The 15,569-nt window shown below is 50.7% G+C and carries 15 protein-coding genes; 5 read left to right on the top strand and 10 right to left on the bottom strand.

The annotated features are described in order from the left end of the window. Nucleotides 1-726: 726 nt before the first annotated feature. The 4 genes from EQU24_RS07655 to EQU24_RS07640 form a co-directional block, all read right to left on the bottom strand. A complete protein-coding gene (locus EQU24_RS07655) occupies nt 727-3,204 on the bottom strand; it encodes a fused MFS/spermidine synthase (RefSeq protein ID WP_017840052.1) in 2,478 nt (825 codons plus the stop codon). Between the two features lie 17 nt (nt 3,205-3,221). Next, nucleotides 3,222-3,704: a redoxin domain-containing protein gene (locus EQU24_RS07650; protein WP_017840053.1), complete on the bottom strand. Its 483-nt coding sequence runs from the start codon at nt 3,702-3,704 to the stop codon at nt 3,222-3,224. Between the two features lie 6 nt (nt 3,705-3,710). Then, on the bottom strand, nt 3,711-4,370 hold the full coding sequence (locus EQU24_RS07645) for a M48 family metallopeptidase (RefSeq protein WP_279633408.1): 660 nt from the start codon (nt 4,368-4,370) through the stop codon (nt 3,711-3,713). A gap of 249 nt (nt 4,371-4,619) precedes the next feature. Then, nucleotides 4,620-5,021 carry a group II truncated hemoglobin gene (locus tag EQU24_RS07640; RefSeq protein ID WP_017840055.1) on the bottom strand — a complete coding sequence of 134 codons (402 nt, stop codon included), beginning with the start codon at nt 5,019-5,021 and terminating at the stop codon, nt 4,620-4,622. A gap of 393 nt (nt 5,022-5,414) precedes the next feature. Here EQU24_RS07640 and EQU24_RS07635 point away from each other — a divergent pair, with 393 nt between their 5' ends. Together EQU24_RS07635 and EQU24_RS07630 are read left to right on the top strand one after the other, a co-directional pair. Next, nucleotides 5,415-6,605, top strand: a complete 1,191-nt coding sequence (locus EQU24_RS07635) for a cysteine desulfurase family protein (protein WP_235726390.1) — start codon at nt 5,415-5,417, stop codon at nt 6,603-6,605. A gap of 10 nt (nt 6,606-6,615) precedes the next feature. Continuing rightward, nucleotides 6,616-9,141 carry a DNA phosphorothioation-associated putative methyltransferase gene (locus EQU24_RS07630; RefSeq protein WP_017840057.1) on the top strand — a complete coding sequence of 842 codons (2,526 nt, stop codon included), beginning with the start codon at nt 6,616-6,618 and terminating at the stop codon, nt 9,139-9,141. Nucleotides 9,142-9,308: 167 nt separating this feature from the next. Here the strand turns inward: EQU24_RS07630 and EQU24_RS07625 are convergent, their stop codons facing one another. Next, nucleotides 9,309-9,641: a hypothetical protein gene (locus EQU24_RS07625; protein ID WP_017840058.1), complete on the bottom strand. Its 333-nt coding sequence runs from the start codon at nt 9,639-9,641 to the stop codon at nt 9,309-9,311. Nucleotides 9,642-10,108: 467 nt separating this feature from the next. Between EQU24_RS07625 and EQU24_RS07615 the strand changes: the two genes are divergently transcribed. After that, entirely contained in the window at nt 10,109-10,381 is a 273-nt protein-coding gene (locus EQU24_RS07615) for a CopG family antitoxin (protein WP_017840060.1), read from the top strand. Between the two features lie 10 nt (nt 10,382-10,391). Next, complete coding sequence (locus EQU24_RS07610; RefSeq protein ID WP_017840061.1) at nt 10,392-10,706, top strand: HigA family addiction module antitoxin; 315 nt, start codon at nt 10,392-10,394, stop codon at nt 10,704-10,706. Nucleotides 10,707-10,769: 63 nt separating this feature from the next. On the opposite strand, the gene EQU24_RS07605 is transcribed toward EQU24_RS07610, so the two are convergent. The 4 genes from EQU24_RS07605 to EQU24_RS07590 all read right to left on the bottom strand — a co-directional run bounded on the left by EQU24_RS07605 (nt 10,770) and on the right by EQU24_RS07590 (nt 13,017). Further along, the gene (locus EQU24_RS07605) at nt 10,770-11,210 is read right to left on the bottom strand and encodes a PD-(D/E)XK nuclease domain-containing protein (protein WP_235726391.1); all 441 of its coding nucleotides are present in this window, start codon (nt 11,208-11,210) and stop codon (nt 10,770-10,772) included. Nucleotides 11,211-11,306: 96 nt separating this feature from the next. Next, the gene (locus EQU24_RS07600; RefSeq protein ID WP_017840063.1) at nt 11,307-11,936 is read right to left on the bottom strand and encodes a GNA1162 family protein; all 630 of its coding nucleotides are present in this window, start codon (nt 11,934-11,936) and stop codon (nt 11,307-11,309) included. Then, nucleotides 11,933-12,331 (bottom strand): DUF4810 domain-containing protein, encoded by a 399-nt coding sequence (locus EQU24_RS07595; protein ID WP_026130101.1) that lies wholly within the window; start codon nt 12,329-12,331, stop codon nt 11,933-11,935. Before EQU24_RS07595 ends, EQU24_RS07600 begins: the two co-directional genes overlap by 4 nt. 2 nt (nt 12,332-12,333) lie before the next feature. Then, the gene (locus EQU24_RS07590; protein ID WP_017840065.1) at nt 12,334-13,017 is read right to left on the bottom strand and encodes a CsgG/HfaB family protein; all 684 of its coding nucleotides are present in this window, start codon (nt 13,015-13,017) and stop codon (nt 12,334-12,336) included. A 377-nt stretch (nt 13,018-13,394) separates the two neighbouring features. On the opposite strand from EQU24_RS07590, the gene EQU24_RS07585 reads away from it, so the two are divergent. Next, a complete protein-coding gene (locus EQU24_RS07585; protein WP_017840067.1) occupies nt 13,395-13,709 on the top strand; it encodes a HigA family addiction module antitoxin in 315 nt (104 codons plus the stop codon). 223 nt (nt 13,710-13,932) lie between these two features. Here the strand turns inward: EQU24_RS07585 and EQU24_RS07580 are convergent, their stop codons facing one another. Continuing rightward, nucleotides 13,933-15,471, bottom strand: a complete 1,539-nt coding sequence (locus EQU24_RS07580; protein WP_017840068.1) for an ATP-binding protein — start codon at nt 15,469-15,471, stop codon at nt 13,933-13,935. Between the last annotated feature and the right edge of the window lie 98 nt (nt 15,472-15,569).

The following is a 15,569-nucleotide window of genomic DNA, read 5'->3' as shown; positions in this document are numbered from 1 at the left end:
GTTTTTAAAGGTAAATGCATTCAGTGAAAGCTGAATCGTTTTTCTTTCCGGTTGCTATGGAACGCACTGCGTATCCTTCGAGGTTTAGCGAGTGTGACCTCGATACCGTTTGTTGTCACCTAACGCTCCGGCTTCGAAATCGCGACGAAGGCGTCGCTCCCACAAGGGGCGGATGCTCCGTGGGAGCGATCCCCAGATCGCGACTTCGAAGCCGAGAGTGTTAAGCAGCAATAAATGATATCGAAGACTCGTTAGTCAAAACGACACCTGATTAGCAAGTTTCTTCAGCTAAAGCCCAAAAACCAGCATATCCCTAGCAGGACGGGGTTTGCAACCCCGTCCTAAACGTTTTGACTTTGGCCGAAGTTAGCCGAAATGTTTAGGGCAAACCAAAACCTTGGGGACGGGTTAAATAACCCGTCCCGCAAAAGTGGCTACGACTGGTCACTGCTCGGACAGTTGGCTTCGGCAAGCTGAAGCATCTTGCTAATCAGGAAACGACAAAAGGTAATACATGACTTGTGTATACCTATCGGAGATCAAAATTCGGCACCGGGGTGACCGTCAAAGGACGCCGTGAATACGTCCATGTAGGCTCTGTGACAGCATTCCTGCTGTCACAGCCTTTGCCGAACAACCCGGCGCCTCCTAAGGCACTACCGAAATTGGAAGTGCGAAAGGTATGGTCGTCCTCCCTGGCAACCAGCAAAACAAGCGAATTACTCGCTATTGTTCTTCTTCGCCAAGCAATTTCCGATAGTTCGCCATGGCTTGCTCGGCCTCTTTCAGCAGGCCTTGGTAGCGAAGCCATTGCGCCTTTTGCAAATTGAAACCGGCTTGCGGCCATTGCTTCGAAGGCTTCGGAACATCGATCATATAATCCGAAGCGCTAGGTTGTAGCGCCTCCATTAATTCGATCAATTTAGCACCGACCAGCCACTCCTGCCGTCCGGTTTTAATCGAGCGTTGACTCACCGGCGCGGAAAACTCGATGATAGGCCTGTCGTCGGTATTCAGCCGCGCCTGTTCGAAACGGCTTCTTATGGAAACCAAATCGCCGGCAAAATGCAACAGTAGTTTTTGATGACGCCCCGCCGACAATGCCGCGAAATCTTGATTGCTCTTGCCGCCCAACAAACCCAAGACCGGCCTCAATGCTCCGAAATCGGCGCGCCACACCGTCGCATAAGGAAAAACTTCCAAAAAGGTTCTGGCGATCACATCGAATTCGACTTGCGACAATTGATAAGCCGGCAGCCATTGCATAAACAAACCGTTTTCATTCAAGCGTTCGGCGACCGTCCTAAAATGTTCGAGCGAATAAAGACTTCCGGTACCGGCTTCCCAGGGCACGAACAAATCGCCGATCATCACATCGAATTTTTCACGCGCGCCGCGCAAATAATTACGGCCGTCCTCATGCAAGACACGCACTCTCGGGTCGTAAAACAAACCGTTGGTGTAGGCGCCGAAATATTTATCCGATGCCGCGACGACATCATTCAGCAACTCGGTCACGGTCAGGCTCTGAATCGGGTGTTCCAACACGCCGCCTGCGGTAATGCCGGTACCGAGGCCCAATATATAAACCGAACGCGGCTCACGATGCAAGGCAACCGGCAACGAGCCGGTCAATTGCTCGAGCTTGAAAGAGCCTGTCCCGCCCAACGTATAGTGATTATTAACCTTGATTTTTAAATGTTCGCCGCGCCGGATCACCGCGACCGTACCGGCGCTGCTTTCCCAAAATTCCAGCAGGCTTTCTTCTTCATTGACCGGATCGACTTTAACCAAGGGCAACTTGCCGGTGTCGAAAACCGAAACCGCCAATAAAATGCAGATTGCCGGTAAATACAACCTTCCCCGTTGACTCCACCAGTCTGATCGAAATAAATTCTGACTATCGGAACGACCAGGCTGTCGATAGTTGGAAGTCATCCCCGTCGTCCGACTGAACCAATAGGCGGCCGTCAAAAAATACAGAACCGCAACCAATCGAATTCCGGCCCATAGCCCCACCCATTCCAATATCAAAAAACCGGCAATGATGGAACCGGCTATCGCGCCGAAGGTATTGATGCCGACCAGTTGCCCGACCAGCGTTCCGCCGCTTGGTCCGTGATTTTGAGCCAAACGAATCGACAGCGGCAAGGCCATGCCCAACAATAGCAAAGGAGGCCCCATGATAACCGCTGCGGGTGCCGCGATTTGCAGCAAATAAGCATACCAACCGACATCCGAACCGATATAGTGCAACTCGTCGGTCCACGCCAAAAACACAAAAGGCCCAATATTGACCAGAAGGCCGCCGGCCATCAGCGCAGCGAACAAAAGCTTTCCGGCATCGAATCGAACGGCCATCAACCAGCGCGCCAGAAACCCCGACAAAGCCAAACAAATCAGAAACACCGATAGAATCAACGCGAAGGTATAGACCGAATTTTGCAGTACCTGCGCGAACATCCTGCCCCACAATACTTGCAGCGCCAGCATCGAGAGTCCCGACATGAACGCGATGACGGCGAGCGGACGGAAGGCGATGCCGCCGGTTTCAATCGGCGCTTGGCTTTGCTCAGTGTGCGGTTTCGATAAGACATAAGCGCCCGCCGCGACCGTCAACGAAATCGCCATCGCCAATCCGTAACTGGCCCTAAAGCCTAGCCAAACCGGCAAATAAAACCCTGCCAACAGCGCACCGGCCACCGCGCCCAAGGTATTGACGCCGTATAGCAAGGCCGTGTTGCGGCCTAAATCGTCTCGATTCGGCGCCGCGAAATGACTCAGCACCGGCAGCGTACCGCCCATGAAAAAAGCTGGTGGAAACAACACCGTCAACGACAAGGCGAATTTGACGCCGGTAAACAACCCGGCATGATTGCCGCAGCAATCGAATACCCACGGATAGATCCGGCCATAGGCCTCGAGTAATATGAAATAACCTGCCGCGCAAACGGCAACCGCAACCTCGAGCCCGGCGTACAATTTTAGCGGCTCCCGGTAAGCTGCGACTTTCCGCCCCCAATAATAACTGCCGGCGGCCAGCCCCAAGAAAAACGCGGTCAATGTTGTCGCCATTGCCTGAGAGGTATTGCCGAACAACAAGCCCAGCTCTTTTAGCCACAACACCTCATAAATCAGCGCCGCCATGCCGGTCATGAAAAACAGCGCGGCGACAGACGCTAGCGGCCGGCTTGACGATCTCATCTTGGACTCGTTCACGTTCAAAGCCAAGCGGCCAGCCAAAGCCTGAAGCGCAAGCCCCATTCGGTACTGTAGCCGACCGACGTAAAAACGATCTCGCCTTCAGGATTTAAAATAAAAACGGCCGGCACGCCGCGAATTCCGAAGCGATCGCCGATCAAACCGTCTTCGTCGATGACCGCAGGCCAATTTAATGCTATTTTATCGAGATAGTCCTTCACCTCATCCGCATCGCCCGATCTCAAAGCCACAGTCACGCCCGGAAAATCGTTCAATACCGCACTGACCGGCGCCTGCATCATCGCGCAAATTCGGCACCATTCGGCCCAAAAGTAAATCAAGCCGGGACCGGCCGCGATTCGGTCGGAAACACGCTCGCCCTGTATGGTAGTTTGCGCTAGTTCAGGCGGTTTTCCGGTGGCAAGTCCCCGGCTGTATAGAAACTGCCCGGCAAACAAAATGCAGGCAATCGTGCCGTAAAACAAAAGTTTTTTGATTGTCATCGGTAGCTATAACCCCATCATCAGCCGGCTACCTTGCTCTTTGAGCCAATGCCGCCGCTGCCGGTAATCGGGTAAATGGTCGGCAACCAACTGCCAAAACCGGCTCGAATGATTTCTGACTTTAATATGACACAACTCATGCACGACGACATATTCGAATACGTCGGGCGGAGCCAAGATTAAGAGCCAATTGAGATGGATGTCGTTATGAATGCCGCAACTTCCCCATCGGCTTTTTTGCGAGCGGATCGAGATCGACCGGGGCGATAACAAGTGTTTGTGCGCATGTTTTTCGACATAATGTTCGGTCTTGAGCTTGGCGTCGATCTTCATCCAACGAATCAAAGTGTCCCGTATCGCCTCGCTATGATCGCCCAAAGGCATGACTTCCGGCACATGTGCAATGAATCGATCGGAAAATTCAATTTTGATTCGCTTCAAACGAGTCGGCATGACGTTGAGCCGATAGCGCTCGCCCTGATAAGGAATCTCGGCACCGTCTATATAAAATTCCGGCGCCAAGCTTTCCACCTGTTGGACGCGCGCTTCCAAGCGGTTCAGCGCTTGAACAACCCACTGCTGTTTTTGCTCGACGAAACGATGCAACGTTCGCTCGGAAATCCCGGCCGGCGCGACGACTTGCACCTTACCAGGCGCTACCGTAATCCGCGCTTTAGTCGCCCTAGAACTGCGGCGAATTTGATAAGTAAAAGGTAAATTGGAAATGGTTGTGTCTCGGGTTGGTTAGCAGTTAGCAGTTAGCAGTTAGCAGTTAGCAGTTAGCAGTTAGCAGTTAGCAGTTAGCAGTTAGCAGTTAGCAAAATAATGCTGCATTTAAAACACTTGTCAAGTCATAATTTCCCCTTTCCCCTTTCCCCTTTCACCTTTCACCTTTCACCTTTCACCTTTCACCTTTCACCTTTCACCTTCAACATTAATCATATGCGTCGCCAATTGCTGAAGCGCCTCGCTCAATTCGGCTCTGAGCCGAGCCTCCATCGGCAGTTCGCTCAGGGCTTTTTTCATACACAGCATCCATTGATCGCGCTCCGACTCGCCGATCGCAAACGGAAAATGCCGGGCTCGCAGTCTTGGATGTCCGTATTCGCGCACGAATAAATCTGGCCCGCCGAGCCATCCAGTCAAAAACTTGAACAGTTTGTCGCGCGCGCCGGACAAATCCGGTTGATGCATTGCGCGAATCCCTTCGGCCTCGGGCAAGGTATCCATAAAAAAATAAAATCGGTCGACCAAGCCCAACAAGGCTTTTTCACCGCCTATCAACTCATAAGACGTTAATCCGGTAGGTTCTGACATGGAATGCAAAGGTTTAATGGAAAACCGCTTATTTTACTGTAATCCTGCATTTAAAAAAGGTTAATCCATTGTCGATCACTCCGGCAGTTATCCATTTATACCTTTCGCACTTCAAATTTCGGCAGTGCCTGAGGAGGTGCCGGGGTGTGCGGCAAAGGCTTTGCCAGCATGGAGCTGGCATAGAGCCTACAGGGACGTATTCACGGCGTCCTTTGACGGACACTCCGGTGCCGAATTTTGATCTACGGGTATATGCGCAAACAGCTTACAACCGCAATGAAACTCTTGTACTATTGGGCCATCATTACAAGCCATTTGTTTTGTCGTCCTTGCCGTAAGGAATTGACTTTTTAAGTAGCCTCAAGAGCAAGTATTGTAAACCTTCCGGATATCTTGAAACTCTCCAAACCATTGAAACAGTTCAACTCGCCGATTTATCTCGATTATGCCGCTACAACGCCGATTGCCCCCGAAGCGGTTGATGCAATGCTGCCTTATTTAACTCAAACAGGACTGTTCGCGAACCCTTCCTCCATACAACACGGTATGGGCGAAGCGGCCGAATCCGTTGTCGAACGTTCACGCTCTCGAATCGCGGAGCCATGTCACGGCAATGCCAAAGATTTCGTTTTCACGTCCGGCGCAACGGAAGCCAACAATCTCGCCATCAAAGGCATCGCGCTCGCTCACCGCGATCGAGGCCGGCACATCGTCACGACCGCAATCGAACACAAGTCGGTTTTAGACACCTTTAAACACCTCGAAAGCCAAAGCTTCGCCGTTACTTATTTACGGCCGGACAGCAATGGCCGCATCGTACCGGATGACCTCCTGAAATCGCTCAGCGATGAAACGATTCTGGTATCGGTCATGCAAATCAACAACGAAACCGGCGTCATACAACCGATCGAACAAATCGCAGACGCCCTCGCCGACAAAAACATCTTCTTTCATGTCGACGCGGCACAAAGCGCCGGTAAACTGCCGATCGACCTATCGGCCATTCCGATCGACTTACTGTCGATTTCCGCGCATAAATTTTACGGTCCGAAAGGCATCGGTTGTCTGTTTATCCGCAATCGCAAACGGACCCCGCTTGCGCCGTTACTTCATGGCGGCGGCCAGGAATTCGGCCTGCGTCCCGGGACGTTGGCGACGCATCAAATCGCCGGCATGGCCGAAGCGTTCGGTATCGCGCATGAACGACAAGCGCAAGACCTCGATCATGCCGAGCGCTTGCGAAAGCTTTTGCTGGAATCATTGCAAGCCGCCGGCGACTTCGTTGTGAACGGCGATCCGACGCACTGTTTGCCGAACATCGTCAATCTCAGCTTCGCCAACGTAGACGCGAGCGCCCTGCTCATTGCCTTGCGCGACCAAGTCGCGATCGCTTCCGGTTCGGCCTGCAACAGCGGCGCCGTTGAAGCCTCGCACGTTCTTCGCGCGATGGGCATCGAAGGCGACCGCCTCTACGGCGCGGTCCGCATCAGTTTCGGGCGCTACACGACCGAAACGGAAATCGTATCGGCCGGCCGATCGATCGCCGAAGCGGTCGAACGTCTCAGAACGCTTGCGCTCGAATGATGCAGAAACCATGATCGGCAAAAAAGTTCTGAACCATGTGTACTGGCATTGCAGCGTGACCGCCGAGCAAGGCGGCGATATCCGGCAGCGCGTCGCCGACGCCGAAAACCTGTCCGGATTACGAGCGGCCCGCGATTACAACGTCGTCAAATACGAAATCAGCGGACAAGCCTTATCCTTGCTGAATTATCCGAACTTTTTCGAGACGCCCTTCCCGTCTCTCGAAACCGCCTATCGCATCGATCTCGACAAGGGCCGCGTCGACAAACGCAGCTACAAATATTCCTCGAACCCACCCATCCTGCACCGTAAAGAACTATTACTCAGCGAGCGGGATACTCGAGCGACGGAATACCGCGAGCTGACCGAAACCGCCGAGCAATTGGGATTGTTCGACGACACCGTGTCGATCGGCTTTCGGCAGGCCTGGGAAAACCTGATCGCCGACAAGGGTTTTCAACTGATCGACGGACAGTTCGTGCCGATCGGCAACGTCGAAACGCTCGACGAAAACAGTGCCGAATCCGAATCGACCCAGCAAATCGCCCGACATTTGACCGCGCTGTCGCGCAGCAATTTATCCGCGCCGATGCAATGCCTCGCCCGGCACGGTTTTTTGAACGGCAGCCTGTCGGTGTTCGATTACGGCTGCGGCAAAGGCGACGATATTCGAAACCTCACAGCCAACTCGATTCCGGTCGCAGGCTGGGACCCGCATTACGCGCCCGACCAAACGAAACACGAGGCCGATATCGTCAATCTGGGCTTCGTCATCAATGTGATCGAAAATTATCAAGAACGCACCGAAGCCCTGCTCGGCGCCCACGCATTGACCCGTCAAGTCCTGGTCGTTTCGGCGATGCTGTTCAACCAAAACGCGTGGAAAGGCCAATCCTACAACGACGGCGTCATCACGCAACGCAACACCTTCCAGAAATATTACACGCAAAGCGAACTCAAGGAATTCATCGGCGAAACCCTCGATGCGGACCCGATTCCAATTGCTCCCGGCATCTTCTTCGTATTCAAGGATACCGACGCCGAACAACGTTTTCTGCTGAACCGGCAGAACAGCCGCCGCAATGTGCTCCGACTGACGCAGCGGCCGTATTCGCAGGCGCAGCCGAGATTGACGCGTGCTGAACAAAAATACCAAGCTGCCCGGCACCTGCTCGAACCGCTTTGGCAACAAACGCTGGAACTCGGCAGACTGCCCGAAAAAAGCGAAATCGCAGCGCTCGTCGAAGTCACCGAAGCCTTCGGCACGGCCAACAAAGCCCTGCGTTTCATGCTCGAATGGTTCGGCGAAGACCTGCTCGAAAAAGCCCGGCAAAGCCGCATCGACGACTTGCTGACCTATTTCGCCCTGCAAGCCTTCGCCAAACGCAAAGCCTACAAACATCTCGACGCGACCCTGCAAAAAGACATCAAAGCCTTTTTCGGGGACTACAATACGGCAACGGCAGCCGCGCAAAAAGTGCTGTTTAAAATCAGCGATGCCGACTTGCTGATCGACACTTGCCGGCAAGCCGCCGAAAACGGACACGGCCATCTCGACGACGAAGATGCGCTGTTCATACAGACCGGCTTAGCCCTGCAACTCCCGGCATTACTGCGCATTTACATCGGCTACGCGACGGTGCTGTACGGCGATCTCGAACAAACCGATCTGATCAAGATTCACAGTCAGACCGGAAAACTGAGTCTGATGCGCTACGACGACTTTACCGGCCAACCTCTGCCGCGCTTGCTCGAACGCGTCAAAATCAACCTGCGCGAACAAACTTTCGATCTGTTTCAATACGGCGAGGAATTCGAACCGACCTATTTGTACTTGAAATCGCGCTACATCAACGAAGAATTCCCGAATTACGCACAACAATTAAATTTCGACGAACAACTTCAAGCGCTGAATCTGTTCGACCTGAGCAGATACGGCCCGAAACCGGACGAGTTTCGCGAAACCTTGGCCAAGCTTCGCTGGGAAATCGACGACTTCGAACTGATCCGCAGCCGAAGCCTTCCGAATCTCGACGACAATTGCGGCGGTTATTTGACCTATCGGCACTTGATCGAATGCGGCGAAACGCAACAAAACACCGGCCTACCGAATCTGCCCAAACAGCCGGACAGCTATAACGCACTGTACGACTTGGCCGTCAACATACTCGATCCTGCGATCGAATATTTCGGCATGTTTCGCCTGACCTACGGCTTTTGCTCGCACGAACTTGGCAAACTGATCAAGAAGCGTGTCGCGCCGAAACTCGACCAGCATGCCGCCCACGAACGCAACACGCGAAACAATTTGATCTGCCCTCGTCTCGGCGCTGCAGTCGACTTTATCGTCGAGGACGAAAACATGCGCGAAGTCGCCGACTGGATCGCCGAAAACACGCCGTTCGACCGATTGTATTTTTACGGCGAAAACCGGCCGATTCATGTCAGCTACGGGCCGGAACAAAAAAGGGAATACATCGACATGGTCGCGACCGAATCTGGCAAACAAGTGCCGAGGAAAAGGCGATTGGCCTAGATGTAGATAGCGTCAGCGCTAATTCATAGCAACAAAGCGCCAAATAGCCTGAATCGCCAATCGAAAAGGTAACAATAAATGGTATCGAGGTCACATTAGCTAAGACGGCAAGATGACACTCCCTTTTGATCGAAAAACCGTATACGAATAAAAGGTGTGGGGTATGCCTATCGCTTTCTCAGAGGGAGGCGATTGATAGCAGGCTCATAAGTCTCTTGATATTCCTGCTTCAAGAATTGGTATAAAGCATAGAGCTGTAGATAGCCTTCATCCTGCTTTTCGGGATATTCTTTTTCATTGTCCAGTACCATTTCAAGAACGCCTAGCAAGCAATCCAAATCCCATTGATAAAGCGAAATTGGCCTAACTCCCTTGTAATTGCCAATCTTGGTATCCAAACCATAAGCCTCACTCATAAACCAAGTATGTTTTTGCAGTTCCTCTAATTGTCTGCCCGATATCTTACATTTAACCGGGATATCTCGTTTTCCAGGTTTCATCAGTTTTTCTCTTTCTTATATCATTGTAACGAAGGCAGCAAGTACGAGCCGCCCACCAATTCCAAAGTTTAACTGTTATACCGAGCCTGTAAAATGCTATGTTCGCGTTAATAGTTTTCGTCGCTCCATCAAGGATTAAGGCACGGGGCGGGTTTGAATACAAAAAGCACACGATGTGCTACACTTTTTTCCATGAAACCAATCACATGGAATCCAGAGAAGAACAAGCTTCTGTAAGAGGAACGGAATATCTCTTTCGAGGATGTGGTTTTTCACATCTCGGTTGGGGGAATTTTAGACACGTTCGAGCATCCGAATCAGAGACAATATCCAGGCCAACAGATACATGTGATTGAGATAGAGGAGTATGCTTATCTGGTGCCCTTTGTAGAATCGGAAGATGAGATTTTTTTGAAAACAATCATTCCGAGCAGGAAAGCAACCAAAGCTTATTTGGGAGGTCCGAAATGAACAGACTGGATAAAGAAGAGCAAGAAATTCTGGATGCATTCGATGCTGGCGAGTTGCAGCGAACTCCAGATTTTGAAGAACAGAAAGCGCGGCATCAGCAATACGCAGAAGCCATGTTCAAGAAAGATGCCCGTATCAACATCAGGCTTTCATCGAAGGATCTTCGTGGACTCCAGAAGAAAGCCCTGGCGGAAGGCATCCCTTACCAGACGCTTGTTGCCAGCATCCTCCACAAATATGTAGAAGGTCGTTTGCATGAAGAACGGTAAGAGGTAATTCATGCGCAACATTGACCCTGTAACACCCGGCAAGTTATTGAAAGAAGAGTTTCTTGAGCCCATGGGTATTTCTCAAAACCGCCTAGCAAAAGAAATTGGAGTCCCTGCGCAGCGATTCAGTCAAATTATTGCTGGAAAGCGTTCGATAACCGCAGATACTGATCTACGACTCTGCCGTTTCTTTGGCTTGTCCAACGGGTATTGGCTGCGGGCTCAGGCAAGCTATGATACCGAAATTACGGAAGATGCTCTTGAGGCCCAGTTAAAAAACATTCGTCCTTGGAATTCCGGGCCACCGATAAGATACGGGACATAACCAACGGTTGCACAGCGACCGCTATCAATCCTAAGCTTTGGCCGAAATAGTAACAAATATCAATTAAACCGCTTCCCACTCAAAATGAACAATATTTCGCTCAGATTTATCAAACTCGATACCGATTAACATCACCTGAAACTCACCGGTAGCGTATTTTTGCCAATATTTTCTTGCCTTGATCTGCGCCAATGCTCGCCCCGACTCGCGCTTTCCCTCCAGTACTTTAAATTCAATAATAAAAATCTTTTCAGCCAACTTGACGGTCAAATCAACCCTACCCTGGTTGCTCATATCTTCCGCGATCACATTCAACCCCAAGGCCGCCAGACAACAATAAACGATAGACGCATAATAACCCTCATATCGTGCCAATTGATTTTGTCGATACCAATCATGAGGCAAAAAAGGGGTCAGGTTACTTTCTTGTCGCCTGCTCTTAATCCAATCAGAAAGCAAAAAGTAACCTGACCCCTTTTGGGTATTAATCCAATCAGAAAGCAAAAAGTAACCTGACCCCTTTTTGGTAGACGAGGGACGTTCAGGGGATCGCTCCCACAGAACATCCGGCCCCGCGCGGGATCGAACCCAACATCTCAACTAAAACCGCTCATGATCCTTTTTGTACTCAGGATGATAAGGTCCCGCCGGCAAGCCCTTTGGAGGCGCAAAGGCCATGAAATTGGCTTTCCTCGCCAACGGCAAATAATCGGTAACCAATGCATTGATCGCTGCCGCTACCGCCATCGCAATCGGATGACCACCGCCGCCGGAATCGTGCGTGTAAGTCTGCTGGTTTTCCCACAAAACCAAGCCCGTTTTGGCATCTTTCAGAACGTATTCCATCGTGACCACGACCGACGAGGCCACCACCAAGTATTTGGTACTCCAATCTTTGATCGTGACAAACAACACCGCATCGGCGCCGAACAACTCAAAAAACCGATCCACCGGCATTTGATGAATATGTCCGGCTTCCACGAGACCGAAATCGCGCAGTATCATATCCGTCAGATAAACCGGAAAAACATAATAGCCCCGTTCAGCCAAAGGCCGGCTTATGGTGCTGATAAAAACCGATTGCGCAGTGACTTCGGGAGACTCGTTAACGACCGGCACGACTAAAATCGACCTCGGCTGATGCGCATAAAACGTATCGAGATCGAGCCGTTGACGCGGCACGCAACCGGCCATAAGCCATGCCGTTAAAATAATCGCACCCCATTTCATCGCTCTTCTCCGGCTAATTTCGCGGCTGGCAACTCCGCAGCACCCGACTTATCTTGCTGTTCGATTCGTTCTATCAATTTATTCATCAAGGCCGTGGATTCGGGATAAAGCTCGCGTTCACGGCGAAAATAGTCGATTGCTCCCGCCTTGTCTCCGCGTTGATACAACACAAAACCATAATCCGCATATAACCCCGGCGGCACAGGCATGCGATTAGCCTCTGCCTCGGTCATCGATTGCCGTAAATAAGCTTCGACTTGTTCGCCGCTGTTTTCGACATACCGATCGTAAAGCCCGTCTTCATAAGCTCCCCAATAATACAACCCCTGAGGAACGCAGCCGGCCAAAACAAAGACCGACATCACGCACCAACCAACAACCCGTAATGGAGCCATGATTAACGAGGCCGGCTTTGGCGCCGTGCATCCAGCGTCGAAACCACATTATTGATCATGTTGACAATCGCGGCATCGATAGCCTTGCCTTCCAGGGTCGAATCGAATCCGGCCGTACCGCCGAAACCCAAAGTACTGGTGGCCGACATCGTCGCATCGCCGCTGCCTTCTTGGCTGTAAAACACTTGACCGGTTTTCGGATCGACCAAACGCAATACGACACGAGCGCGAGCGCGCTGGGTTTTTTCTTTACCCAACAACCAAACGCCGCCGGTGGTATCGCGCCCTAATTCCACGACCGAACCCATGATCAAGGCATCGACTCCAAGCAAATTTTGCTTGAACTGCTGTTCTGTCGCGCCCATCAACTCAGCCTCCGACTTGAGCCTTCCGATGTCTTGTCTTTCCACGATATTGAAACGTTGCGTCGCCATCAAATGCCGCGACAACATATCCGCGGCTTGTTTGCCGATCCTATCGCCGGAAGCGTCTGTAAACAAACCGCTGCCGTAAACCGATTCATTGGTAAAACGGGACACGGCAATGGTCATCCGTTCTTCCGGCGCCAATGGAGCAACCACGACTTGCGGCCCCTTGTCGACGACATTTTCACTAATACCGCGACTGACACAGGCAGCCAAACTCACCGCCGACAATGCAACTGCATATATAACAATTTTTTTCATCAATTTACGCGAGAGCCCCGGAGCTTCAGCCGGTTGGGATAGCACCCGCCCTCAGGCGGCCTGTCTCGCTTTCTCCTTTGGATTCAATGCTATCTTCATTTCAAATAATCGTATTCGCGCAACCCGAAACGCGTGCTTTATAAAAATAAAAAGTCATCAAATCAAATTTACCGGATAGTTGGCAAACATCCGATCAGCACTGATGAAATGCATTTGCTCTTTGACGCTTTTGCTTGCTCCCAAACTCTTGTTTGGGAGTGTCTACCATCAAGCTCTGCTTGACGAACGATAAGCAGAGCTTAAAGGTAGGCATTCCCAAGTAGAACTTGGGAACGAGACAGAAGGTCGTTTGCATGAAGATCGGTAAGAGGTAATTCATGCGCAACATTGACCCTGTAACACCCGGCAAGTTATTGAAAGAAGAGTTTCTTGAGCCCATGGGTATTTCTCAAAACCGCCTAGCAAAAGAAATTGGAGTCCCTGCGCAGCGAATCAGTCAAATTATTGCTGGAAAGCATTCGATAACCGCAGATACTGATCTACGACTCTGCCGTTTCTTTGGCTTGTCCAACGGGTATTGGCTGCGGGCTCAGGCAAGCTATGATACCGAAATTACGGAAGATCCTCTTGAGGCCCAGTTAAAAAACATTCGTCCTTGGAATTCCGGGCCACCGATAAGATACGGGACATAACCAACGGTTGCACAGCGACCGCTATTAATCCTAAGCTTTGGCCGAAATATACCCATCGCACTTCAAATTTCGGCATTGATGCGTGGAGGTGCCGGGGTGTTCGGCAAAGGCTTTGACAGCAGGGATGCTGTCACAGAGCCTACATGGACGCATTCACGGCGTCCTTTGACGGACACTCCGGCGCCGAAATTTGACCAGCAAAGGGTATAGTAACAAATATCAATTAAACCGCTTCCCACTCAAAATGAACAATATTGCGCTCAGATTTATCAAACTCGATACCGATTAACATCACCTGAAATTCACCGGTAGCGTATTTTTGCCAATATTTTCTTGCCTTGATCTGCGCCAATGCTCGCCCCGACTCGCGCTTTCCCTCCAGTACTTTAAATTCAATAATAAAAATCTTTTCAGCCAACTTGACGGTCAAATCGACCCTACCCTGGTTGGTCATATCTTCCGCGATCACATTCAACCCCAAGGCCGCCAGACAACAATAAACGATAGACGCATAATAACCCTCATATCGAGCCAATTGATTTTGTCGATACCAATCATGAGGAATCGCAGCAAACAAAGCAGTCAAAGCCTGTTGCAATTGTTCCGGATCGGCCTGTTCCAAAGCCTTATAAATGCGCATCTGCTGACGCGTCGCCTGCCCGGATTGCACCAACTCCCGCAATAAATGACTATTCAGACCTGCCTTGACCTCGCGGTTTGGATAAGTCAGGTGATAAAAACGCTCCCCGCCCAAATCCTCCACCCGTTCAATTGTCAAATAGCCGGTCTGAAACAACAGGTTTTCAAGCGTAATGTCATCGATATCAAAACGGCTGAGCATCGCCTCATCGACAACCACATTCTCTAAATCGGGAATGGCATATTGCCGTTCTCTAACCAAACGAATCAAAAAATCCGGGCTACCGCTCTCGAACCAATAATTCTTGAACAAACGCTGTTCCAGATACAGCAACACATCAAACGGGTTATAGACCTTCTCACCCAAAAAGTTATAACCGTTATACCACTCGGCCAACTGGCTGAAATCCACGTCGGACAAACGTTCGCTAAACACCGATTGAATTTCCGCCAAGGTATAGCCGCATAATGTGGCATAGCGGCCATCCAACGAAATATCCCGTAAATTGTTCAAGCCACTAAACAAACTGACTTTGCTGAATTTACTCACACCGGTGAGCAACGCGAACTTGATAAAAGCATCCCTGTCTTTAATTACTGAATAAATGTTGCGCAAGCCTTCCCTAATCGCAACAGCCCGCGCCGAATGCTCAATATTGTCCAAAATCGGCTTGTCGTATTCATCGACCAACACAACGACCCGCTGTTGAAATTGATCCGCCAGCTTTTTGATCAACTCGGCAAAACGATTCGCCAAATCATCATGATGTAAATCAACCCGATAGAACTCAGCCGTCTCGTCTAAAATAGCCCGAAAACGTTCATCCAACATAGCAGCGGAATTCACGACACCCCCGCCGAAACTGATATGGATCACCGGGTAATTCACCGACCAATCCCAATGATTCTGCAAAAATAAACCGTCAAATAGCGCTTTCTCACCGGCAAAGAGCGATTTTAGCGTACTAACCAATAACGACTTGCCGAATCTTCGCGGGCGCGCCAAAAAATAATACTTGCCCGAATCAATCAACTCGGCAATCAGGGCCGTTTTATCGACATAATAATAATTGCCCTCGATCAGTTCCGAGAACGTTTGAATACCGATTGGCAGCTTTTTCATGATCTTCCACCGTGTTTAACAAAAAAAGCGGTTAAACACGATCGCCTAAAACCGCTCATAGTCCTTTTTGCATTCGGTATCATATCAATCGACAACCT

The sequence above is a fragment of the Methylotuvimicrobium buryatense genome (assembly GCF_005931095.1).
Classification (GTDB): domain Bacteria; phylum Pseudomonadota; class Gammaproteobacteria; order Methylococcales; family Methylomonadaceae; genus Methylotuvimicrobium; species Methylotuvimicrobium buryatense.
This window is presented reverse-complemented; position numbering and strand designations above follow the sequence as displayed.

Coding starts and splice junctions, on each gene's coding strand:
- EQU24_RS07595 (WP_026130101.1), bottom strand. CDS start 12,331: ATGGCTCCATTACGGGTTGTTGGTTGGTGCGTGATGTCGGTCTTTGTT.
- EQU24_RS07625 (WP_017840058.1), bottom strand. CDS start 9,641: ATGAAACCTGGAAAACGAGATATCCCGGTTAAATGTAAGATATCGGGC.
- EQU24_RS07630 (WP_017840057.1), top strand. CDS start 6,616: ATGATCGGCAAAAAAGTTCTGAACCATGTGTACTGGCATTGCAGCGTG.
- EQU24_RS07590 (WP_017840065.1), bottom strand. CDS start 13,017: ATGAAAAAAATTGTTATATATGCAGTTGCATTGTCGGCGGTGAGTTTG.
- EQU24_RS07585 (WP_017840067.1), top strand. CDS start 13,395: ATGCGCAACATTGACCCTGTAACACCCGGCAAGTTATTGAAAGAAGAG.
- EQU24_RS07610 (WP_017840061.1), top strand. CDS start 10,392: ATGCGCAACATTGACCCTGTAACACCCGGCAAGTTATTGAAAGAAGAG.
- EQU24_RS07655 (WP_017840052.1), bottom strand. CDS start 3,204: ATGAGATCGTCAAGCCGGCCGCTAGCGTCTGTCGCCGCGCTGTTTTTC.
- EQU24_RS07600 (WP_017840063.1), bottom strand. CDS start 11,936: ATGAAATGGGGTGCGATTATTTTAACGGCATGGCTTATGGCCGGTTGC.
- EQU24_RS07615 (WP_017840060.1), top strand. CDS start 10,109: ATGAACAGACTGGATAAAGAAGAGCAAGAAATTCTGGATGCATTCGAT.
- EQU24_RS07580 (WP_017840068.1), bottom strand. CDS start 15,471: ATGAAAAAGCTGCCAATCGGTATTCAAACGTTCTCGGAACTGATCGAG.
- EQU24_RS07640 (WP_017840055.1), bottom strand. CDS start 5,021: ATGTCAGAACCTACCGGATTAACGTCTTATGAGTTGATAGGCGGTGAA.
- EQU24_RS07650 (WP_017840053.1), bottom strand. CDS start 3,704: ATGACAATCAAAAAACTTTTGTTTTACGGCACGATTGCCTGCATTTTG.